Source organism: Luteimonas sp. R10, from assembly GCF_045689605.1.
GTDB lineage: Bacteria > Pseudomonadota > Gammaproteobacteria > Xanthomonadales > Xanthomonadaceae > Luteimonas.
In genome coordinates this window covers 2,163,356-2,184,766 of the sequence record NZ_CP141262.1, presented here as the reverse complement: position 1 = coordinate 2,184,766, position 21,411 = coordinate 2,163,356, and the positions used below count along the sequence as shown (strand labels likewise).

Annotated in this window: 18 protein-coding genes; 5 read left to right on the top strand and 13 right to left on the bottom strand. The window is 71.7% G+C overall.

Going from position 1 to position 21,411, the window contains the following annotated elements; all coding sequences use genetic code 11:
- Window positions 1-39 precede the first annotated feature (39 nt).
- Together U3649_RS09315 and U3649_RS09310 are read right to left on the bottom strand one after the other, a co-directional pair.
- Window positions 40-978, bottom strand: coding sequence for a sensor domain-containing protein (locus U3649_RS09315; RefSeq protein ID WP_407351063.1), 939 nt, complete (start codon window positions 976-978; stop codon window positions 40-42).
- Window positions 975-1,352 carry a PadR family transcriptional regulator gene (locus U3649_RS09310; protein ID WP_407351062.1) on the bottom strand — a complete coding sequence of 126 codons (378 nt, stop codon included), beginning with the start codon at window positions 1,350-1,352 and terminating at the stop codon, window positions 975-977. Before U3649_RS09310 ends, U3649_RS09315 begins: the two co-directional genes overlap by 4 nt.
- A 297-nt stretch (window positions 1,353-1,649) precedes the next feature.
- Here U3649_RS09310 and U3649_RS09305 point away from each other — a divergent pair, with 297 nt between their 5' ends.
- From U3649_RS09305 to U3649_RS09290, 4 genes are all read left to right on the top strand, one after another.
- Complete coding sequence (locus U3649_RS09305; protein ID WP_407351061.1) at window positions 1,650-2,705, top strand: peptidylprolyl isomerase; 1,056 nt, start codon at window positions 1,650-1,652, stop codon at window positions 2,703-2,705.
- Between the two features lie 108 nt (window positions 2,706-2,813).
- A complete protein-coding gene (locus U3649_RS09300; RefSeq protein WP_407351060.1) occupies window positions 2,814-3,137 on the top strand; it encodes a metalloregulator ArsR/SmtB family transcription factor in 324 nt (107 codons plus the stop codon).
- Between the two features lie 43 nt (window positions 3,138-3,180).
- Window positions 3,181-4,629: a DUF2867 domain-containing protein gene (locus U3649_RS09295; RefSeq protein WP_407351059.1), complete on the top strand. Its 1,449-nt coding sequence runs from the start codon at window positions 3,181-3,183 to the stop codon at window positions 4,627-4,629.
- Window positions 4,630-4,674: 45 nt separating this feature from the next.
- The gene (locus U3649_RS09290) at window positions 4,675-4,968 is read left to right on the top strand and encodes a hypothetical protein (protein WP_407351058.1); all 294 of its coding nucleotides are present in this window, start codon (window positions 4,675-4,677) and stop codon (window positions 4,966-4,968) included.
- Window positions 4,969-5,056: 88 nt separating this feature from the next.
- On the opposite strand, the gene U3649_RS09285 is transcribed toward U3649_RS09290, so the two are convergent.
- The 11 genes from U3649_RS09285 to U3649_RS09235 all read right to left on the bottom strand — a co-directional run bounded on the left by U3649_RS09285 (window position 5,057) and on the right by U3649_RS09235 (window position 19,350).
- Window positions 5,057-5,884 carry a DUF4349 domain-containing protein gene (locus U3649_RS09285; RefSeq protein ID WP_407351057.1) on the bottom strand — a complete coding sequence of 276 codons (828 nt, stop codon included), beginning with the start codon at window positions 5,882-5,884 and terminating at the stop codon, window positions 5,057-5,059.
- A complete protein-coding gene (locus U3649_RS09280; RefSeq protein WP_407351056.1) occupies window positions 5,884-6,234 on the bottom strand; it encodes a GFA family protein in 351 nt (116 codons plus the stop codon). The genes U3649_RS09285 and U3649_RS09280 overlap by 1 nt, the downstream gene beginning before the upstream one ends.
- Window positions 6,235-6,265: 31 nt before the next feature.
- Entirely contained in the window at window positions 6,266-8,122 is a 1,857-nt protein-coding gene (locus U3649_RS09275) for a carboxypeptidase regulatory-like domain-containing protein (protein WP_407351055.1), read from the bottom strand.
- Entirely contained in the window at window positions 8,119-10,425 is a 2,307-nt protein-coding gene (locus tag U3649_RS09270) for a hypothetical protein (protein ID WP_407351054.1), read from the bottom strand. The genes U3649_RS09275 and U3649_RS09270 overlap by 4 nt, the downstream gene beginning before the upstream one ends.
- Window positions 10,422-11,585, bottom strand: a complete 1,164-nt coding sequence (locus U3649_RS09265; RefSeq protein WP_407351053.1) for a BatA domain-containing protein — start codon at window positions 11,583-11,585, stop codon at window positions 10,422-10,424. Before U3649_RS09265 ends, U3649_RS09270 begins: the two co-directional genes overlap by 4 nt.
- The gene (locus tag U3649_RS09260; RefSeq protein WP_407354586.1) at window positions 11,582-12,493 is read right to left on the bottom strand and encodes a DUF58 domain-containing protein; all 912 of its coding nucleotides are present in this window, start codon (window positions 12,491-12,493) and stop codon (window positions 11,582-11,584) included. Before U3649_RS09260 ends, U3649_RS09265 begins: the two co-directional genes overlap by 4 nt.
- A complete protein-coding gene (locus U3649_RS09255) occupies window positions 12,490-13,482 on the bottom strand; it encodes an AAA family ATPase (protein ID WP_407354528.1) in 993 nt (330 codons plus the stop codon). The genes U3649_RS09260 and U3649_RS09255 overlap by 4 nt, the downstream gene beginning before the upstream one ends.
- Window positions 13,483-13,644: 162 nt before the next feature.
- Entirely contained in the window at window positions 13,645-14,340 is a 696-nt protein-coding gene (locus tag U3649_RS09250) for a DUF4159 domain-containing protein (protein WP_407354527.1), read from the bottom strand.
- A gap of 94 nt (window positions 14,341-14,434) precedes the next feature.
- Window positions 14,435-15,769: a TldD/PmbA family protein gene (locus U3649_RS09245; protein WP_407354526.1), complete on the bottom strand. Its 1,335-nt coding sequence runs from the start codon at window positions 15,767-15,769 to the stop codon at window positions 14,435-14,437.
- Window positions 15,770-15,795: 26 nt separating this feature from the next.
- Window positions 15,796-17,430, bottom strand: coding sequence for a TldD/PmbA family protein (locus U3649_RS09240; RefSeq protein ID WP_407354525.1), 1,635 nt, complete (start codon window positions 17,428-17,430; stop codon window positions 15,796-15,798).
- Window positions 17,431-17,718: 288 nt separating this feature from the next.
- Entirely contained in the window at window positions 17,719-19,350 is a 1,632-nt protein-coding gene (locus U3649_RS09235; RefSeq protein ID WP_407354524.1) for a TldD/PmbA family protein, read from the bottom strand.
- A 187-nt stretch (window positions 19,351-19,537) separates the two neighbouring features.
- On the opposite strand from U3649_RS09235, the gene U3649_RS09230 reads away from it, so the two are divergent.
- Window positions 19,538-21,349, top strand: coding sequence for a DUF885 domain-containing protein (locus U3649_RS09230; protein WP_407354523.1), 1,812 nt, complete (start codon window positions 19,538-19,540; stop codon window positions 21,347-21,349).
- The last annotated feature ends 62 nt before the right edge of the window (window positions 21,350-21,411 follow it).

The following is a 21,411-nucleotide window of genomic DNA, read 5'->3' as shown; positions in this document are numbered from 1 at the left end:
CGGCGCGCGAGCTGAGGGACGGCTTCCTCGCCGCCGCCTCTACGCGGACTGCGCCGACTTGACCAGCAGGTGCTTGGCGAGCAGGCCGTGCAGCCGGCCGAGGCCGCGTGCGAGGTGCAGGGTGACGAATAGCAACAGCACGCCGCAGACGAACAGCAGCGGCAGGGCCCAGGGCTCGAGCGAGGTACCGATCATGTCGTGATCGATGTACAGCACCTGCCAGCCGCTCACGTCGATCGCGGCTTCGGCGATGCCCAGCCATACCAGCACCGGCGCGGCGACGAAGCTCACCGAGACCGAAATCATCGTCACCGCCACGGTGAAGTAGGCGATGCCCAGCGGCAGCATCAGCAGCATGTACAGCAGCGTGCTCCAGCTGCGCGGATCGGTGAACATGTCGCCGATGCGTTGCAGCAGCGTGCGCCCGCGCACGGTGTACAGCGGCCGCCGCGGCATGCGCTCGCCCAGCATGACCTCGACGATCCGGCCCTCGACCAGCGACAGCACCCGTATCGAGCCGAAGAACAGGATCACGAACGGGATGCCGACGATCAGCACCGCCAGCCCTGCGGACAGCGACAGCCCGGTCACCACCCAGGTGAAATAGAAGATGCCGGTCGCCAGCGCCAACACCATGTAGAACAGCGCCGCGTAGGCGCGCGGGTCGGCGGCCACGCCGAAGAACCGCCCGAGCACCGACTTGCGCGCCGGCGGGGCTGGCGACCGCAGCGCGGTCTGCACCTTGGCCTCGGTGTCGCGATAGATGTCGGCCACCTCATCCGGCGCGCCGTAGCTCGAGGCGACCGCGGCGATCACTTCGGCCTCGGACCTGTCGGGATTCTCGACCAGTTCCGAGCGCAGGTACTCCTCGGCGTCGTACAACGCGTCCTGGATCAGTGCCGGGTCGGCGCCGGCAAGCGAGCGCCGCAGGTGTTCCAGGTACTCGGGGATGGTGGTCGGCAGGCGTTGGACGTTCATGAATTCACTCCCCTCAGGACGGAATCGACGGAGTCGCGGGTCGCGGCCCAGGCCGCGACCCACTGCGCCAGCGTGCGGCGGCCGGCGTCGGTGATGCGGTAGTAGCGGCGTGGCGGTCCGGAGACGGACGGCTCGACGTAGCTGTCGAGCAGGCCCGCGCCGCCGAGGTTGCGCAGCACCGGGTACAGCGCGCTCTGCTTGCCGGCCAGCACGCCGCCGCCGACCCGCTCGAGTCGCTTGGCGATCTGGTAGCCGTACATCGGCTCCGGCGCCGCCGCCAGCACCGCCAGCAGCACCAGCGACACGGTGCCGGCGCTGAGTTCCTTCTGGAACTTGCGCAGTTGCAGTTCGGCATTGGCTTCGGGTCCGGCCATGGCGCACCTGGATCGTGATGACAGAACACTACTATCAAGTTATGTATAGCGAATGTGCCACTAGTCACTCGCCGTAGAGCGGAGCTTGCTCCGCTGCGTTGGGCTCCGGAGCCGGGAGCAGCCGAGCAAGCTCGGCTCTACGGGAATCGTCGACACCCCGGCCGCACGACCTCCGCCGTAGAGCGGAGCTTGCTCCGCTGCGCTGGCTCCGGAGCCGGGAGCAGCCGAGCAAGCTCGGCTCTACGGGGATCGTGTACGGCCCGCCCGCATGGGGTCCGCATACGCCGAAACTTCGGCATGCGGTCGCCGGGTCGCCAGCGGTGGCGGGTCTGGTCCAGAATCGGTCGAACTCCCGTCCCGGTGACCGCCATGCCCTTGCGCCACGTCCTGACAGCCGCCTGCCTGCTCGGCCTGACCCTCCTGTCCGCCTGCGAGCGGACCGAAACGCCGGCGGCGGCGGCGCCGGACCCGGCAGGCGCCGCGGCACGAGCGCCTACACCGGCCGCCGAACCGGCCCCGGCGCGCTCGATGGACGAGTTGCTCGAGGCCTCGCAGCCCGCCGACTGGCGCACGCCCGAGCTCGAGAACCTGCTGTACATGGAGCTGGACGCCGGGCGCGTGGTGATCGAGCTGGCGCCGGCGTTCGCGCCCGCACACGTCGCCAACCTGCGCACCCTGGCGCGCGAAGGCTACTGGGATGGGCTGAGCCTGTACCGCTCGCAAGACAACTTCGTGGTGCAGTGGGGCGATCCGACCGAGGCCGCCGACGGACGGCGGCCGCTCGGCAGCGCGCAGGAAAAGCTGCCGGCCGAATTCGCCAGCAACGGCGACGGGCTCGCCTTCCATCGCCTGCCCGACGCCGACGGCTGGGCGCCGGAAGTCGGCTTCGTCGACGGCTTCCCTGCCGGCCGCGACCCGGCGACCGGCGAGGCCTGGCTGGCGCACTGCTACGGCATGGTCGGCGCCGGCCGCGACGTGGCCGCCGACTCCAGCAACGGCACCGAGCTGTACGCGGTGATCGGGCAATCGCCGCGCCAGCTCGACCGCAACATCACCCTGGTCGGCCGCGTGATCCACGGCATCGAACTGCTCAGCGTGCTGCCGCGCGGCACCGGCCCGCTCGGGTTCTACGAACAACCCGCGCAACGCACCCGCATCCGCACCGTGCGCCTGGCTTCGGAAGTGCCGGAAAACCAGCGCACCACCCTGCAGGTGCTGCGCACCGACACGCCGTTGTTCGATGCCATGGTCGAATCGCGCCGCAATCGCCGCGACGAATGGTACAAGCGCCCGGCCGGCCACATCGACCTGTGCAACGTGCCGCTGTCGGTACGCGAGGCCGCCGCGGACTGACGGGCGCAACGGGGCACGCCACGCGCGCCCCGCGTGGCTGTTCGCGGTTGACATCGCGGGCCGCAACCCATAACTTAACGAATAAGTTAATTCATTAAGTCCTTTGCCATGACCGGAATCGGCTCCGTGTTCGAAGCCCTGGCGTCGCAGCCACGACGCGAGATCCTGGCCTACCTGTCGGCGCAGGAGCTCACCGCGGGCGAGATCGCAAGCCGGTTCGCGATGAGCGCCCCGGCCATCTCGCGCCATCTGTCGATCCTCGAGTCGGCCGGCCTGGTCTCCAGCGAGCGTCGCGGACAGTTCGTCCACTATCGCCTCAAGGCCGACAACCTGGTCAATTCCCTGACCGGCTTCGCGTTCGAGGTCTGCCCGACCGCCGGACCGCTCAAGCGCGAATCGCGCAAGCTCGCCAAGGCCGGCGGCAAGCGTTGACCCCCGAGTCCAACGAACCCGACATCGAGCAAGGAGCATGCGGATGCAGGATCCGGCACGAGCCACCACAGGTTTCCCGACGGCCCGCATCCCCGGCCCGCAGGGCGGTCCGCCGGTCGAGGTGAGCCTGATCGCGCAGCTCGACCGGGGCGCCGGCGACCGGCTGTTCACCGACGCCGGCGCAAGGCAGCGCTCGCACGACTCCTTCGTCGATGCCCTCGACGAACCGTCCGCCAGGCTCGCCGGGACCGATCTGCAGCGCGGCGACGCGACCGCCCTGTATTCGTTCGCGGTCGGTCCCGCCGGCCACCCGTTCCACCGTCATGCCGGCCACCGCGTGTTCACCGCGGTCGCCGGCAGCGGCGGCGCGCGGTTGCGCTTCTCGACGGCATCGGACGCGGACCTGCAGTCGGACGCGGCGAATTTCGTCCGCGCGCTGCGTCATGTCGACATCCCGCCCGACGCCCTGTTCACCGTACGCTTCGGCGGCGGCACCTGGCACCAGTTCGCACCGCTGCGCGGCGAAGGTGCGCACCCGGCGCTCTTCGCCTTGTCGTGCCACACCGACGAACTCGGGGGCATCTCCGACCCCGCGCTGCGCGCGCGCATCGTCGCCGGCGATGCGGACATCCCGATGCTGACCGAGCCGCTCCCCGCCCGCGTCGCCGCCTGGCTCGCCGCGCACCCGCCCCGGGCGGAAGCGGTGCCGACCGCGCGCCTGTCGCTGCGGGCACCGCAGGCAAGCGGGCGCGACCGGCTCCGTGGGGGCATCGGGCGCGTGGCCGGCGCCCTCCGGCGCGCGATCTCCGGCATGCGGACGCCGGCCGGGCCTGCCAGCGGGCGTCCGTATCGGCAGGACATCGCCCACCACCGGCACGCCCCCGCCGGCTCCCTCCTCACCGAGCACCTGGCCGGCCGCCTCGACCACGAGGATTTCTTCGTCCTTTCGCTGGATGGCGGGCGCCACGGGCCGAAGGATGCGAGCGTGTTGCTGGCACGGGTACTGGAAGGCTTCCTCGCCGGCAGGCCGGCGGGCGTGACCTGGCTGATGCGCCTGCGCAACGCGCTGGTCCGGCCACTGCGCCTGCGCACCTCGCCGCTGGGCTGCCCGGTGTCCTCGCTGCTGTCGACCGATTGCGGGCGGATGTTCGCCGGCCGCTACCCGGTGCTCGATCAGCGCGTCGATCAGGACGGCCGCCGCGCGCAGGCCATCCTGGGCGCCGACGACCGGCATCTCGTCTTCCGCTCCTGCGTCGGCGTCGAGATCAGGGACGACGGGCGGATCCTCGTGACGCTCGCGACCCGGGTGCGCTGCCGCAATCGGTTCGGACGCGTCTACATGGCGCTGATCGACGGCGTCCACCGCCGCTACGTGTCGCCGTCGATGCTGGGAACGGCGGCGGCGCACGCGTTCGCCGATGCGGCCGGAGCCGAACCCGCGCTGCCACCCGGCGCAAGCGCGGCGGGCGAGTCCTTCATCACGGCGGCTTAGCCCGCGCCTGCCTAGCCTGCCGGCATCTCCCCACGAGGATCGGCAATGGCCCTGCTCCGTATCCGCCTGACCGGCGACGACGACGCCATCCGCGGCGTCATCAACCTGCTGCAGAGCCTCGACGGCATCGAGCACGTCGAGGAGGTCGACGACCTGATGCCGCACCTGGACGACGACGACTCCAGCTCCGCCGGGCTGAGCGACACCAGCGGGCCCGACCTCCACGAGATCGAGATCGACGTCCCCAATCCGTCCACCGGGCGCAAGGTGCGCGAGGCGGTCGAGGCGCTGGCGTTCGACCTCGACGCGATGGTGGAGTTCGAGGAAGACGAGGAGTGAAATCTCCCGGCAAGAACCCGCGCCCGTAGAGCCGAGCTTGCTCGGCTGCTCCCGGCTCCGGAGCCGAGGCAGCGGAGCGAGCTCCGCTCTACGGGGCGTCGCGGCGCCGGGCCGCCCGCCGGCGCAACCGCCGGATGACCAGCACCATGACCGCCAGCAGCGCCGCCAGCGGGATCAGGAACGCCAGCGCGCGGATCGTCCACGCGGTCCCCATCGACAGCGTGGCGCCGAAATCGCGCACGGCCTGGCCGATCTCGCTGCGGCCCGCCTGCCCGTCGGGCGGACGGAAGTCGAGCGTCAGCAGCTGGGTGTCGATCCGGCGGCGATGCTGCGCGCCGTCGCGTTCGGCGGCCTCCAGCTGGGCCTGCGCCGCGGCCATGCGCTCGGACAGCGCGATCATGTCCGCCACCGCCAGGTCGCGGCGCTGCTGGAATTCCTGCAGCCGTTCCAACTCGCGGCGCAGCCTTTCCCGGGTGAGGGCGTTGTCGCGCACCACCACCGCCAGGTCCTCGGCGCGGGTGCTGCGCTCGCCCAGCTCGGCGCCCTCGCCGGCCAGCGCGATCATCGGCTCGACGCCGTCGGGAACGATCCGCACGGTGATGCTGGCTGAAGGATAGTCGCCGCCCTGCTGGTGCATGTTGAGCACCACGCATTCGCCGAACTTGCGCGCGATGCAGGCGTCCTGCACCGCGCGCTGGCGCGGCGCGATCTCCGCCGCGGGCAGGCGGATGCCGGCGCTGTGCTCGTAGGCCAGCATCGCGTCGCCGTCGCCGTCGGTATCCGCTTCGGGCGCGGCCTCGCGCGCCATCTTCGCGGCGGTGGGGGCCGCGTACGACAGCACCTGGTCGGGCGACCGCTGGCAGGCGGACAGGCCCGCCAGCAGCAACACGACCAGGCAGACGCCGGCCGGGCGCATCAGAAACCGGCCCCGTCGACCGGCACCACGTTCAGTCGCGACAGGTCCACGCCGTCCAGGCAACGCACGTTGACCGCCGCGGTCTTCGCCCCGGTGCGCGGGTCCACGCCCTCGCTGTACGGCGCGATGCCGCAGTCGGGGCAGAACCGGTGCGCGATGTGCTGCTTGTTGAAGCGGTAGGTGCCGGCCGCCTCTTCCGGCGTGCGCAGCACCAGCGCCTCGCGCGGAAAGAACGCGAGCAGGCCGCCACGGCGACGGCACATCGAGCAGTTGCAGTCATGGACGTCGCCGATCTCGGCATCGAGGTCGAACGCGATGCGCCCGCAATGACAGCTTCCGTTGTAGGCCATGGCAAGACTCCGGTGGGATCCGGCCGATAGCCTAACCTGCCGCGGTCGCCGGGTCCGCCGCCTGCCGCCGCGCCGCACGCCCGAGGCGCGACCGCTCCAGCCACCACGACGCCGCGACCGCGGCCAGCCAGCCGATGAACCAAGGCCAGGATGCGCCGCGGCGTGGCGGCCCGGCCGTTGCTCCGGCATCGGGTCGCCGCGGCGCGGTGCCGACGTGCCGCAGGGTCGCCCCGCGCAGCGCGTGCGCCCGCAGGCCCGGTGCCGCATCGCGCGACCGCACGTGGAACGGCCGGGCCTCGTCGCCCTGGAGCAGCACGTGCCAGCCCGGCAGGCGCGGCCAGTACCCGGCGCAACCGCCTGCGGCCGGATCCGGCAGCAGCCGGGTCGACGTGCCGTCCGGCGCCCGTACCGAAGCCTGTGCGGGCACGCCGCAGATGGCGGTGCGCTCGCCGGCGCGGATGCCCGCTGCGAACTCCGGCTCCGTCGTCGCGCGCGGGCGCGTCGCCGCGGCAAACGCCGCGCTCCACAGTTCCGCGTGCAGGTCGTCGCGCCCGGACAGCACCAGCCGGTAGCTGTCGACCAGCGTGGCCAGCGCGATGCGGCCGCGGCCTTCCGCGCGCCAGTGCAGCCAGTCCGCGGCCGACGCCACCCCCGTCGCCGCATCGGCGGCGGCGATCCGCAGGTCGCGCCGCGACGGTTCCGGCGGTGCTTCCGAGGCCAGTGCGGCCTCCACCGGCGCATCGGCCGTTCCGGGACCCAGCCGGGCCAGCAGCATCGTTTCGTCCTCGATCGCCGGCGGCATCGCCACCGCGGCCGTGGCGGCGCCCGCGGAAACCTCGAAACCGAAGGTACGCAGCTGCCGGCGCGTGGTGCCCGGCAGCGGGCCGGTGATCCGCAGCAGGATGGCCAGGCCGTCGCGCACCGCCGCCGCCAGCGCCGCGCGCCTGGCCTCGCCCAGTGTCGCCCAGGCGCGCTCGTCGAGCACCACCAGGTCGAACTCGCGCAGCGATTCGGCATTCATCGCGACCGGCGCGTCGCCGAGCACGACGCCGCCGCCGACCGCGACCTGCGCGTGCAGCGCCATGCCGGCGTCGGCGGCCCAGCGTCGCAGGTGCTTGAACTCCGGATTGGGCGCGCCCGCCAGCAGCAGCACCCGTGGCGCCGGCTCGGCCGCGACCCATAGCGGCACCGCGACTTCCTCGACCGTGTCGCGCTCGCCGTCGCGCACCCGCAGCGCGAACCGCACCGTGCCCGGCGCGCGCGCGCTGCCGACGACGGCGAAGCCGCCATCGTCGGCGAGCGTCGCGGCATCGACCCGGCGCCCGGCCGGGTCCAGCAGCTCGACGCTGCCGCCGTCGACGCCGTGCACGCGGCCGGCGACCCGGAACGCACCGCCGGCGGCGACCCGCTCCGGCGCCCACAGCGCGACCAGGCCCGCCGGCAGCGGCGAGGGCTCGAACTCCAGCGCGATCCCGCCCAGCGCATCGCGGTCGCGCGCCTCGAGGCCGGCGCCGAGCACGCGCACGCGTGCCGTGCCCGGATGGCGGCGCAACGCGGTCGCCAGGTCCGGCACGCGCCCGGCGCCGCGCAGGCGCGGCGCCTCCGGCAGCGCCACCAGCACCTCGCCCTGCGCGGAAGCGTCGAGCTGCGCGCGGGTGGCGCCGGCGGTGAGCACGGTCATCTCGCCGGCGCGGGTGGGCAGCGCCGGCGGCACCAGCGTGCGGTACAGCAACAGCGCGCACAGCGGCTGCAACGCCAGCAGCAGCACCAGCCGCCAGGTGCGCGAACGCGCGCCGGCCGGTGCGCGCCACTGCCGCAGCAGCAGCCGCGTCCAGCCCAGGACCACCGCCAGGCCCAGCAGACCGGCGAGCAGGGCGTGCGGACTCATGGCATCGGCTCCCGCAGCGCATCCAGGTAGCGGCGACCGGCTTCATCGGCCGCCGCGCGCCGAGGCACCGCGGCGGGCGGACGCACCAATGCGGTCCACAGCAATGCGCGCAGGCGATCGCGGCACGCGCGGCAATCGGGTTCGTTGCGCAGCGCATCGATCGCGGCCGCGTAGGCCAGCGGATCCTCCACCCGCGCGGCGTCGCCGCGCAGCCAGTCCTCGAGCGCGTCGAGCTCCAGCGGCGCGTCGTCGTCCGCGTCGCCGCCTGTCGGCGCCTCGCCCAGCGCGCGCCAGATGCGCGCCGCCGCGCCTTCGCCGTCTTCCCCGGCGACCGCCGGCAGCGCGCGGCGGCCGATGCCTTCGCGATCGCCGCCCAGGCGCCGGCTTCCGTCGACCGGCGGCAGCTCCGAACCGACCCGCGCCAGGTAGATGCGATCTGCCTGCTGCACCTGCTTGATCAGCTCGAGCGCGCGATAGGCGTAGGGCAGCGCGCGGTCGGGCCGGCCCTGGCGCAGGTTGAGCTCCGACTGCCACATCTCGCCCAGCGCGCTGCGCAGGGTTTCGCGCGTCTGCGGGTCCAGCAGCGTCGCCGCCTCGGGAATGTCGTGGGTGTGGCCGAATTCTTCGAGCACGTCGGCTTCGCGGCCGAAGGTCGTGGCGTCCTCGGCGGTGCCGTGGTCGTGCGCATGCGCGGGATCGACGTCGCCGGCGGGTTCGTCTCCGTGCTCATGTCCGTGTTCGTGATCGCGCTCTTGTTCGTGCTCGTGTTCGCCGGTATCGCCGTCACGCTCACGTGCGGGCGCCTGCCCGTAGTCGTCGATCGGCAAGGCCGCCGAGGGTGCCGCCTCGTGCCCGTCCTCGTGCGCGTGATCGCCGGCGTCGGCGGTCGGCAGCGGCCGTGGCGCGCCCTCGGACTCCTCGCCCATGAACTGGCCGTAGCGCAACCGCAGCAGGCGCTGGTCGACGCCGATGGCGTCCGAGCGCTGCAGGAAACGCGCTTCCTGCAGCTGCGGCTTTTCCTTCTGCAGCGCCTCGGCGTCGATGATGATCTGGCGCTGGCTGCGGAAGTACGCCGGCAGCACCTTGCGCGCCAGGCCTTCCAGGCCGGCGGTGTCGACCACCGGGTCCGCCGGACGCCGCAGGATCAGGCTGGGGCTGCGCGCGGACTGCGGCCGCGGCGCGCGATTGTCCTGCACCTGCAGCTGCACCACCAGGTCCTCGCCCGGCGCCAGCGCCAGTTCGGCCAGGTCCAGGCTCGCCTCGAAACGCCTGCGCGCGGCCTCGCCGCGGCCGCGCAGGGTGCGGGTGCGCTCGTCGAAGGTGATGTTCTCGCCGCTGCCCCGCGCCACGGTGATGCGCAGTTGCGCGGCGGCGGCGACGCCGTAGTCGTCATCGGCCTCGAACGCCAGCGCCCAGCTGCGCTGCCCGGCCGTCATCGGGGTGAGGCTGCGCTCGGGCGCCAGCACCCGCACGCGCGGCGGGCGGTCGGCGACCGCGTCGAGCCGTTGCAGCGGCGGCGCTGGGCGCGCCGCCACGCCGGCCGGCAGCACGCGATACAGGGTGGAGCGGTCCAGCACCCGCGCCGCGGTCCAGGCGTCGCCGTCGCGGTCCAGTGCCAGGCGTTCGCCGTCGTGGAACGCCAGCCCGGCCGATGCCGGCTGCGGCGCGAAGCGCAGCGACCAGTGCAGCCGCGACCCTTCCGGCGCCTTCGCCTCGAGCCCGCCGATCTCGCGCTCGGGCAGCCCGGTGTACGCCGGTGGCGTGATGCGCAGCGTCTGGGCGACCAGCCGTGGCGTGCCCGTCGCGGCGGCGCCCGCTGCATCGGCGCGCGATGCAGCGCCCTGCCCGCTGTCGCACGCCGGCCACAGCAGCACCGCGAGCGCGAGCGGCAGCGCCAGCAGCCAGGCCAGCGCGTTGCGCCGCCGCGACCAGGCCGGGCGCAGGTCGGGCGTCGGCGCGTCGGCGAGTCGCTGCCGCAGGCGTGCGCGCTGCAGGCGCTGCAGCGTCCCCAGCGCCGCAGCGTCGGCGAACAGCAGATCGGCGCTGTCGTCCAGGTCGCGACGCCTCTGGTTGAGCCGGCGCTGTTGCCAGCGGGTGTCGAGGCGGCGCGCGCGCCAGACGACGGCGGTCGCGGCCAGCGCGATCGCGAGCAGGCCGATGGCGATCGCCGCGTCTGCGCCACCGCTGCGCCAGGCCACCGCGGCCGCAAGCACGACCAGCGGTACCGCGCACAGCGCCGCATCGACCAGCGACCGCCGGCGGGCCGCGCGCAAGCTTTGCCCCAGGCGGGCTTCCGCAGTCATGGCGCCTCCCCGCGGCGGCGCGCCGTCGCCAGCCAGCGCTCGGCCAGCAGCACCAGCGCGATCAGCAGCGCCCACCACGGCTGCAGGTCGCGCGGCGGCTGCGGATACGCGGCGCTGCCGGCCTCCGGCGCGTAGTCGGCGGCGTACACGCGCGCCGGTGCCGGCGGCGGCGGTTCCAGCAGCGCCCGCAGGCGCCGCGGGAAATCCGGTTCCAGCAATTGCGGCAACGCCGCCGGCGCCAGCGGCCGCGTCAGCCGCACGATGCGTCCGCGTCCCGAGGCGCCCCCCTCGGCCAGCGCTGCGCCGCTGGGGTCGCGCCAGGCGACGGCCATCGCCGGTTCGCGCTCGAATTCGGTGTCGGGATCCAGCAGTGCGACGCCGCCGTCGTCGATCCAGCGGCGCACCGCCGCGGGCAATGGCCCCGGCGCGAGCCAGACGAGATGGCGCGCGTCGTCCGGCAGCGGCACGGTTTCGGCTGCGGCGTCGATCGCGTCCGTTTCCCCGGCCTCGCCGGACCGCCACGCCAGCGCGGCGGCGCGCAGGTAGCGCAGCGCGGGGACGCGGTCCTCGGCGTGGCGCACCACCAGGCGCGGCGGTGCGGCCGGTCGCGGTTCGCGCGCCGGCGTCGCCCCCGGCAGCACGCGCCAGTCGACGGTGCGCGACAAGCGCAGCGAACCGCCGTCGGCGCCGTCGATCCGTTCGGGCACGAACACCGTCAACGCGGCATCTGCCGGCAGTTCGGCATCGAGTTGCCGCAGCAGGCTCGCCAGCGGCACCGGCTCTCGCGGCGGCGGTTGCGACAGCGGCGGGAAACCGGGCGCCAGCCAGCGCGGCTCGACGTCGTCGGCGATCGCCGCGCGCACCTGTGCGGAATCGACGCCGGGCGCGGCCACCGTCCACGTGGCATCCGCACGCTCGCCGAACAGCACCGGCTGCGCCAGCCACAACGCCAGCAGCGCCAGCAGCAGCAGGCGCAACAGAAGCAGAGGCCACTCGTCGAAGCGGATGCGATGCCGGGGCTTGGGCTTGTGGCGCAGCCAGCGCAACGCGGCAAAGGGCGTCGGCCGCTGTTCGCTGCGGCGCGCCAGGTGAATCGCCAGCGGCAGCAGCAGCGCCGTCAGCGCGGCGAGCGCGGCGGGTAGCAGCAGGCCGAAGCTCATGCGCGCTCCGGAGCGTGCGTATCGCCGAACAGCCGTTGCAGCGGCTCGTCGAGCGGACGGTCGAGCACGTACCCGGCATGGCGGATCCCGGCGGCGTCGAAGCGCGCCTGCAGCGCACGGCGCGCCGCGCCGAAGCGCTCCAGGAACTCGCCGCGCAGGGCGGCGCCGTCGCCCAGCAGTTCCTCGCCGGTTTCCGGGTCACGGAAACGACGACCGTCGCGGAACGGGAAGTCGCGTTCCTCGACGGTCAGCAACTGGATCGCCAGCGCCTCGCGCCGCGCCGCCGCCAGGCGCTCGGCCAGGGCGATGCAGGCCTCGTCGAAGCAGTCGCTCAGCAGCACCACCAGGTCGTCGGCGCCGACGCGCTCCCACAGCGGCGCCAGCGGCCGCTCGCCCGGGAACACGCCCTCGGCACGCAGGTCGTGCAGCGCCAGCAGCAGGCGGTCGCGCTGGCGCGGTCCGGCGCCCGGCGCCACCAGTTGCAGACCGGCCGCGCGCAGCGCCACCAGCCCGCAGCGATCGCCCTGTGCCATCGCCACCTCGGCGATGCAGGCGGTCAGCGCCTTGCCCGCGTCCAGCCGCGACCAGTCCGGACGCGCGGCATCGGCCTGGCCCATCGACGCGCTGGCGTCGAGCAGCACCCAGACCGTCAGCGGGCTCTCGCGCTCGGCCTCGCGCACGAAGAAGCGGTCGCTGCGCGCATACAGCTTCCAGTCGATCTGCCGCGGCTCGTCGCCCGGCTCGTAGGCGCGGTACTGCGCGAACTCCAGCCCGGCGCCGCGGCTGCGGCTGTGGTGCAGGCCGATGCCGCGCTGTCCGGCGGCGCGGCGCGACACGATCCGCAGCGCCCGCAGCCGGGCGCGTACCTGGGGTGGAACCGGGTCGTACACGACGGTCCCGCCGCTCAGGCGTCGAAAGGCACGTCGCGCAGCAGCGCGCCGATCACCTCGTCGGCGCCGGTCTGCTCCGCCTCGGCCGCGAACGACAGCAGCAGGCGGTGGCGCATCACCGGCGCCGCCAGCGCGGCGACGTCGTCGCGATTCGCCGCCAGCCGCCCGTGCAGCAATGCGCGCGCCTTGGCCGAGAGCACCAGCGACTGCCCGGCGCGCGGCCCGGCGCCCCAGCGCACGAACCTGCGCACCGATTCCGGCGCACCCTCGCCCGGACGGCTGGCGCGCACCAGCCGCGTGATCCAGGCCAGCAGGTCGTCGCCCACGTGCACCTCGCGCACCAGCGCCTGCAGCGCCAGCACCTGCGCGGCGTCCATCACCTGCGGCACCTGCGCGGCGTGCGCGCCGGTGGTCTGCACCAGGATCGCGTGCTCCTCGGCCTCGTCCGGATAGTCGACACGCACCTGCAGCAGGAAGCGGTCGAGCTGCGCCTCGGGCAGCGGATAGGTGCCGGCCTGCTCGATCGGGTTCTGCGTGGCCAGCACGAAGAACGGCGCCGACAGCGCATGGGTGACGCCGGCATAGCTGACGGTGCGCTCCTGCATCGCCTCCAGCAGCGCGGCCTGGGTCTTGGGCGGGGTGCGGTTGAGCTCGTCGGCGAGCAGCAGGTTGGTGAACACCGGTCCCTGCTGGAAACGGAAGTGCCGGTGTCCGGTGCCGTGGTCTTCCTCCAGCAGCTCGGTGCCGAGGATGTCGCTGGGCATCAGGTCGGGCGTGAACTGCACGCGCCGGAACTGCAACTCCAGCGCCTGGCCGAGCGTGCGTACCAGCAGCGTTTTGCCCAGACCGGGCACGCCCTCGAGCAGGCAGTGGCCGCCGGCGAGCAGGCCGATCAGCAGCTGCTCGACCACCTCGGCCTGGCCGACCACGGCCCGTGCGATCGCCTCGCGCAGGGTGCCGAGGCGGGCGATGTGCGCCTGGATCTCGGGTTCGGTGATGTCATTCATGCGGGACCTTTGGGGAAGGAAGGAATGAAGCCGGTTCGTCGCGCTTTTTTTCTTCCCCCTTTGAAAAAGGGGGATCGAGGGGGATTTGCTGTTGCCTTTGCTCGACCGAGAGCAAAGCAAATCCCCCCTGCCCCCCTTTTTCAAAGGGGGGAACTGCAGAGGTCACGCGGTCAATGCGTACATGACGATGTTGACCGCGAACTTGGTGTTGTCCTCGGCCAGGAAACGCTTGTTGCGCCAGTCGTAGTCCCATTCGCAGCCGTAGTCCTTGTTGCTGTAGAGCACGCCGAGGCGGCCGTCGATCTCGATGCCCTTCAGGTAATCGTGCACCAGGTCGTCGCCCCAGCCGTTGAGCTCGAAGCCGGTGGCCGGCGGGCCGTCTGGAAAACGGAAGAAGCTGCGGTACAGGGCGTGGTCGTTGGGCAGCTTGCGCAACGCGCGCGGGCCGAAGATCGACGCCATCTGCGCCTCGAACGACTTGGCGAACAGGCCATCGATGTCGTGGTTGCAGTCGTCGGCGAAGACGAAGCCGCCGCTGCGGACGTAGCGCTCGAAGTTGCGGCGCTCGGCCGGATTGAACTCGACCAGCTTGTGCCCGGCCAGGTAGCAGAACGGCTCGGCGAGCATCGCCGGGTCGGCGAGGTCGAGCACCCGCTCCTCGGGATCGACGCGCAGGTTGGTGTAGTCGATCAGCGCGGTGATGACGTTGGACGGCATGCGCGCGTCCACGTCCCAGTCGCCGGAGTCGTAGCGCAGGCGGGTGAAGCGGAAGTCGTAGCCGGCGGCGCGCAGCGGGTACGGCAGCAACGCGGCGCCGGCCGCGCCCAGCAGCAGCCGAAGGAACCCGGCACGATTCATGGCCCTGCAGGAGCGCACCGCAGGGGCGCGACCGTGAGCGCCCGACGACGGTGGTCGCGCCCCTGCGGTGCGCTCCTGCGGGGGGGAAGCATGGCTACACCGCGTCCGAGAGCGAGGTGAAGGTGAAGTCGCGCAGCCTCATCGCCGGCAGCATCATCACGAAATCGGATTCGTCGCCGGCCACGCGCACCGGGCGGCCCAATTCGTCGATGTTGTTGAGCATGATCACCGGCGACTCGTTGAAGCGGAAGTTCTTCACCGGGTACTTCAGCTCGCCGTTCTCGATGTAGAAGGTGCCGTCGCGGGTCAGCCCGGTCAGCAGCACCGTCTGCGGATCGACCATGCGGATGTACCAGGTGCGGGTGACCAGGATGCCGCGGTCGGTGCCGGCGATCAGCTCGGCGGTGGACTTGTCGCCGCCGGCCATCAGCAGGTTGCCGGGGCGGCCGACCGCGCGCTTGCCCTGCTCCTTGGCCCAGAAGCGCGAATAATCCAGCGCCGCCACCTTGCCGTCCTCGATGATCGCCATCTTCTCGCGCGGCAGGCCCTCCTCGTCCCACGGCAGCACCGCTGCGTCCGGGTCCCAGGGATCGGCGGAGATGTTCACGCGCGGATCGTAGACCTGTTCGCCGAGCTTGTTGCCGCCGCCCTTCTTCGACAGGAAGCTGCGGCCCTCGTCGGCGGTACGCGCATCGAAGAAGCGCATCATGAACGACACCAGGCCCGCGACCGCCGCCGGCTCCAGGATCACCGTGTACTTGCCCGGCTCCAGCGCCCTGGCGTCGGCCGATTCGCTGGCCTTGCGCATGGCGACGCGGATATCGCGCCCGGCGTCGAAGTCGCTGGCGTCCTTGAGGCTGCGCCCGACCCAGCCCGAGCCGCGCCCGTCCTCCGTGCGCACGGTGCAGGTGTAATTGAAGTTGGTGCCCTTCTGGTAGCCGAAGTTGCCGTTGCTGTTGGCGAAGGCGACGAAGCTCTGGCCGTCGTTGAGGAAGCCGGCGGCGATCAGGTCCTCGGCGCGGCAGGGGCCGATCGAATCGGCCGCCACCTGCGCGCGGAACTCCGGCGTGATCGCGGCGGTGGATTCGCTGAACGTCGGGCTGGGCTTGTACTCCTGCTTGCCGATCGCCGGCATGAACTCCGGGTTCTCCGGCGCCAGCCGCGCCAGGTCCTCGGCGCGCCGCACCACGCGCTCGAGCGCGGCATCGTCGAACTCGTTGACGGTGGCGGTGCCGACGCGCTTGCCGAAGGCGACCCGCACGCCGAGTTCGGCGTCGTTGACGATGCCGCTGGTCGAGACGTTGTTGAGCGCGAAGCGGATGTTGCCGGCGATCGAGCCGGACAGCGTGGCGGTGCACTCGTCGGCTTCGGACAGGGCGATCACCTTGTCGAGGATGGCCTTGGCTTGCTCTTCGGTGAAGATGGTCATGGTCTGCAATTCTCCTGGGGCGCCGGTCAGCCGAGCGAGCGGGCGGTATTGATCACGTTGATGCCGTCGAAGCGCGCGGTGGCCGAGCCGTGCGAGACCGCCGACACCTGGCCGGGCTGGCCCTTGCCGTCGAAGAACGAGCCGCCGAGACGATAGTCGCTCTCGTCGCAGATCGCCGAACAGGCGTTCCAGAATTCCGGCGTGCGGATCTGGTAGGCCACGTCCTCGAGCATGCCCGTGACCTCGCCGTTCTTGATCTCGTAGAACAACTGCCCGCCGAACTGGGCGTTGTAGCGCTGCTGGTCGATCGAGAACGACCCGTCGCCGATGATGTAGATGCCGTTCTCGACGTCCTTGATCATGTCGGCGACGCTCAGCTTGTCCTTGCCCGGCGCCAGCGAGACGTTGGGCATGCGCTGGAACTGCACGCTCGCCCAGGAGTCGGCGTAGCAGCAGCCGTCGGACTCGGTCTTGCCGAGGATGTGGGCCTGGTCGCGGATCGTCTGGTAGTCGACCAGCTTGCCGTCGGTGATCAGGTTCCAGCGCTTGGTCTTGACGCCCTCGTCATCGAAGCCGACCGCGCCCAGGCTGCCCGGCTGCACCTTGTCGGCGAACACGGTGACGATGTCGCTGCCGTACTGGAAGCGCTGCTCGCGCTTGTCCAGGGTGGCGAAGCTGGTACCGGCGTAGTTGGCCTCGTAGCCGAGCACGCGGTCGAGCTCCAGGGGATGGCCGATCGACTCGTGGATGGTGAGCCAGGTATGCGACGGATCGAGCACCAGGTCGTACTTGCCCGGCTTGACCGAGGGCGACCTCAACTTCTCCTGCGCCTGCTTCGCCGCGGCGATCGCGTCCTCGCGCATGTCGTAGGACATGCCGTAGCTGACCACGCCGTAGGGCAGCACGGTCTTGCCCGAGGCGTCGCCGTCCAGGTATTCGTAGCCCATGCCCATCGGCGCCGACAGGCCGTCGCGGGTGCGGAACTTGCCGCTGTCCTTGTCGATCGCGGTCACCGTGAACGGCGCCCAGATGCGGTGCACGTCCTGGTCGATGTAGGAACCGTCGGTGCTGGCGAAGTACTTCTGCTCGTTGACCAGGAACAGCATCGAGTTGACGAAGCTGGCGCCGACCCCCATCGCCGCGGCGTTGACGCCGAGCAGCAGGTCCACCTTCTCCTTGACCGGCACTTCCATCGCGTTCTTCCGGATCGGCGTGCGCCAGGACACCTCGCCCACGCCGGTGACCGGCGCCAGCTGCACCGGTTCGGTCTGGATCTTCGCGTTGGCCTTGGCGATCGCCGTCGCCTGCCGCGCGGCCTGCGCCACGCCGGCCTCGGTCAGCGTATTGGTCGCGGCGAAGCCCCAGGCGCCGTTGGCGATCACGCGGATGCCGACGCCGGTGGACTCGGTGTTGACCACGTTCTGCACCTTGTCCTCGCGTGTCATCACGAACTGCCGCAGATAGCGACCGATGCGCACGTCGCAGTAGCCGGCGCCGGCGCCGGTGGCCGCATTCAGGGCGGCATCGGCCAGGCGCTTCTTCAGCGCCGGATCGATGGTCGACAGCAGTTGCTCGGCGGCGATGACCTTGCCGAAGAAGGACGGCACCACGAGGCCGCCCAGACCGAGGCCGCTCAGGGCCAGGAAGTCACGTCGTTGCAAGACAGCTCTCCGAATGAGTGCCCGCGACGCAGCAGCGGCCGGGCGGGATGGATTGCGGACGCACGCGCGACAGGCCGTCGGCATACCCCGTCGATTCTTGCCGCACCCCGACGGAGCGTCAAATGACTTTTGGCATAGGAGCCGGTGATTGGGGATCGGCATCGCGGCGCGCACGACCGCCCATGTAGGAGCGCACCGCAGGGGCGCGACGGGTGTCCCGGCCAACCTGTCGCGCCCCTGCGGTGCGCTCCTACAGGGGGGGCGGGTCCCGTGGCAGGAAGCGGCGGCTCAGCCCAGGCTGCGCGCGGTGTTGATGACGTTGATGCCGTCGAAGCGCGCGGTGGCCGAGCCGTGCGAGACCGCGGACACCTGCCCCGGCTGGCCCTTGCCGTCGAAGAACGAGCCCCCGAGGCGGAAATCGCGCTCGTCGCAGATCGCCGAGCACGCGCCCCAGAACTCCGGCGTGCGGATCTGGTAGGCCACGTCCTCGAGCATGCCCGCGATCTCGCCGTCCCTGATCTCGTAGTACAGCTGCCCGCCGAACTGGGCGTTGTAGCGCTGCTGGTCGATCGAGTACGAACCGCGGCCGTGGATGTAGATGCCGCGTTCGACGCCCTTGATCATGTCGGCGACGCCCAGTTCCTCCCTGCCCGGCGCCAGCGAGACGTTGGGCATGCGCTGGAACTGCACGCTCGACCACGAGTCGGCATAGCTGCAGCCGTCGGATTCGGTCTTGCCGAGGATGTGCGCCTGGTCGCGCGTGGCCTGGTAGTCGACCAGCACGCCGTCGCGCACCAGGTCCCAGCGCTTGGTCTCGACGCCCTCGTCGTCGTAGCCGACCGCGCCCAGGCTGCCGGGTTGCACCTTGTCGGCGAAGAAGCTGACGATGTCGCTGCCCCAGCGGAAACCTTCCTCGCGCTTGTCCAGCGTGGCGAAGCTGGTGCCGGCGTAGTTGGCCTCGTAGCCGAGCACCCGGTCGAGCTCCAGCGGATGGCCGACATTCTCGTGGATGGTCAGGAACAGGTTGGACGGATCCAGCACCAGGTCGTACTTGCCCGGTTTCACCGACGGCGCCTTCAGCTTCTCGCGCGCCTGCTTCGCCGCGGCGACCGCGTCCTCGCGCATGTCGTACGAGGTGGCATAGGCGACCACGCCGCCGGGCAGCTCGATGCGGCCGGCGGGATCCGCGTCGAGATACTCGAACCCCATTCCCATCGGCGGCGCCAGCCCGTCGCGGGTGCGGAACCTGCCGCTGTCCTTGTCGATCGCGGTCACCGTGAACGGCGCCCAGATGCGGTGCACGTCCTGATCGATGTAGGAACCGTCGGTGCTGGCGAAATACTTCTGCTCGTTGACCAGGAACATCCGCGAGGCGACGAAATCCGCGCCGGCATGCATCGCCGCGGCGTTGACGCCGAGCAGTAGGTCGACCTTCTCCTCGACCGGCACCTCCATCGCGTTCTTCCGGATCGGCGTGCGCCAGGACACCTCGCCCACGCCGGTGACCGGCGCCAGTTGCACCGGTTCGGTCTGGATCTTCGCGTTGGCCCTGGCGATCGCCGTCGCCTGCCGCGCCGCCTGCGCCACGCCGGCCTCGGTCAGCGTATTGGTCGCGGCGAAGCCCCAGGCGCCATTGGCGATCACGCGGATGCCGGCGCCGGTGGACTCGGTGTTGACCACGTTCTCGATCTTGTCCTCGCGCGTCATCAGCGACTGCTGCAGATAGCGGCCGATGCGCACGTCGCAGTAGCCGGCGCCGGCGCCCGTGGCGGCCTCGAGCGCGGCATCGGCCAGGCGCTTCTTGAACACGACATCGAGCGTGGACCGCAACTGCTCGGCGGCGACGACGCGACCGAAGGGCGGAAGCGCCAGGCCGCCGAGCCCGAGGCCGCCGAGGATCAGGAAGTCGCGTCGATGCAAGGGGTTCTCCGGAGAATTCGGGCGCGGCGCGGCGCGACACGCGATCGATGCAGGAAACGGCGCCCGCGGGCGCCCGCCGCATTCTTGCCGCGGTATCGGCGTGCGTCAAACGCGCCGCCGGTCGCGGCACATGCGCGCGCGTGCCGCCGCGACTATCCTGCCGGGATCGTTCACAGCGGAACCGCCCATGCGCCACAGCCTGCTCGCCCTCGCCCTGCTCGCCGCCCTGTCCGCCTGCCAGCGCTCCGAGGCGCCGCCCGCGCCGACCACGCCGGAACCGGCGGGCGCTGCCGCGGTCGACGAAGCCGCCGACGCCGCCTTCGCCAAGCTCTCGCGGCGCGCCCTGGACGAATGGTTCGAACTCTCGCCGATCTCCGCCACCCAGATCGGCGAGCACCGCTACGACGGCGAACTCGACGACATGAGCGCCCAGGGCCGCCAGCGCGCGCTGGACGCGGCCAAGCGGCTGCTGTCCGAACTCGAGGCGATCGACGTCGCGCGGCTGTCGCGCGAGAACCAGGTCGACGCCGCGATCCTGCGCAACCAGCTGCAGTCGGAGATCTGGAACGCCGAGACGCTGCAGTCCTGGGCCTGGGATCCGCAGGTCTACAACGGCCTGGCCGGCGGCGCCATCTACGGCCTGATGGCACGCGAGTTCGCGCCGCTGCCCGAAAGGCTGCGCTCGGCGACCGCGCGCATGGAGAAGCTGCCGGCGCTGTTCGCCCAGGCGCGCGAGAACCTCGACCCGGCGCGGGTGCCGAAGATCCATGCCGAGACCGTCGCCCGCCAGAACCCGGGCATCCTCACCCTGGTCGACGAGTTCATCACCCCCGACGTCGACGCTCTGGAGGGAGAGGAGCGCGAACGCCTGGAAGCGGCGATCGACACGCTGCGCGCGGCCGTGGCCGAACACCAGGCCTGGCTCGACGACACCCTGGTGCCCAATGCCGCCGGTGACTTCCGCATCGGCGCGGCGCTCTACGACCAGAAGCTGCGCTACTCGCTCAACTCCGAACTCACGCGCGAGCAGATCCGCCAGCGCGCCGAGGCCGAGCTGGCGCGCGTGCGCGACGAGATGTACGGCATCGCCCGGACCGTGCTCGAGGACGCGCCGGATGCGCCGGACCTGCCGGCCGAACCCGACGACGAACAACGCCAGGCCGCGATCGAGGCCGCGCTGGAACTCGCCTACGCCGAGCGGCCGGCCCGCGACGAGGTGGTCGATTTCGCCAAGCAGACCTTGGCGCAGGCGACCGAGTTCACCCGCGAACACGACCTGGTGACGGTGCCCGACGACCCGGTGCAGGTGATCCTGATGCCCGAGTTCCAGCGCGGCGTGGCCGTCGCCTACTGCGACTCGCCCGGCCCGCTGGACAAGGGCCTGGACACCTACTACGCGATCTCGCCGATCCCCGACGACTGGACCGACGAACAGGCCGACTCGTTCCTGCGCGAATACAACGACCGCATGATCCACTTGCTGTCGATCCACGAGGGCGTGCCCGGCCATTACCTGGAGGGCGCGCACTCGGCGCAACATCCGTCCACCCTGCGCGCGGTGCTGCGTTCCGGCCCGTTCGCGGAAGGCTGGGCGGTCTACACCGAGGACGTGATGGCCAAGGCCGGCTACCTCGACCACGACCCGCTGTTCCGCCTGGTGCAGCTGAAGTTCTACCTGCGCGCGGTGGCCAACGCGATCCTCGACCAGGGCGTGCACGTCGAGGGCTGGGACCGCGAGCGGGCGATGGAACTGATGGTGCGCACCACGTTCCAGCAGGAGCGCGAGGCCGCCGGCAAGTGGGTGCGCGCGCAGCTGACCTCGGCGCAGCTGCCGACCTACTTCGCCGGCGTGCAGGAGCACTTCGACATGCGCCAGGCGGTGGAAGCCGAGCGCGGCGAGGACTTCGACCTCGAGGCCTACCACGACGAGGTGCTGTCCTACGGCGCCCCGCCGGTGCGTTTCGTGCGCCAGCTGATGCTGGACGAACCGATCCGCTGACGCGTCGCCGGCGCGCCCCTGCGGAGCACGGTGAACGCCTCCTTTGAAAAGGGGGCGCTGGG

Coding starts and splice junctions, on each gene's coding strand:
- U3649_RS09315 (WP_407351063.1), bottom strand. CDS start 978: ATGAACGTCCAACGCCTGCCGACCACCATCCCCGAGTACCTGGAACAC.
- U3649_RS09310 (WP_407351062.1), bottom strand. CDS start 1,352: ATGGCCGGACCCGAAGCCAATGCCGAACTGCAACTGCGCAAGTTCCAG.
- U3649_RS09305 (WP_407351061.1), top strand. CDS start 1,650: ATGCGGTCGCCGGGTCGCCAGCGGTGGCGGGTCTGGTCCAGAATCGGT.
- U3649_RS09300 (WP_407351060.1), top strand. CDS start 2,814: ATGACCGGAATCGGCTCCGTGTTCGAAGCCCTGGCGTCGCAGCCACGA.
- U3649_RS09295 (WP_407351059.1), top strand. CDS start 3,181: ATGCAGGATCCGGCACGAGCCACCACAGGTTTCCCGACGGCCCGCATC.
- U3649_RS09290 (WP_407351058.1), top strand. CDS start 4,675: ATGGCCCTGCTCCGTATCCGCCTGACCGGCGACGACGACGCCATCCGC.
- U3649_RS09285 (WP_407351057.1), bottom strand. CDS start 5,884: ATGCGCCCGGCCGGCGTCTGCCTGGTCGTGTTGCTGCTGGCGGGCCTG.
- U3649_RS09280 (WP_407351056.1), bottom strand. CDS start 6,234: ATGGCCTACAACGGAAGCTGTCATTGCGGGCGCATCGCGTTCGACCTC.
- U3649_RS09275 (WP_407351055.1), bottom strand. CDS start 8,122: ATGAGTCCGCACGCCCTGCTCGCCGGTCTGCTGGGCCTGGCGGTGGTC.
- U3649_RS09270 (WP_407351054.1), bottom strand. CDS start 10,425: ATGACTGCGGAAGCCCGCCTGGGGCAAAGCTTGCGCGCGGCCCGCCGG.
- U3649_RS09265 (WP_407351053.1), bottom strand. CDS start 11,585: ATGAGCTTCGGCCTGCTGCTACCCGCCGCGCTCGCCGCGCTGACGGCG.
- U3649_RS09255 (WP_407354528.1), bottom strand. CDS start 13,482: ATGAATGACATCACCGAACCCGAGATCCAGGCGCACATCGCCCGCCTC.
- U3649_RS09250 (WP_407354527.1), bottom strand. CDS start 14,340: ATGAATCGTGCCGGGTTCCTTCGGCTGCTGCTGGGCGCGGCCGGCGCC.
- U3649_RS09245 (WP_407354526.1), bottom strand. CDS start 15,769: ATGACCATCTTCACCGAAGAGCAAGCCAAGGCCATCCTCGACAAGGTG.
- U3649_RS09230 (WP_407354523.1), top strand. CDS start 19,538: ATGCGCCACAGCCTGCTCGCCCTCGCCCTGCTCGCCGCCCTGTCCGCC.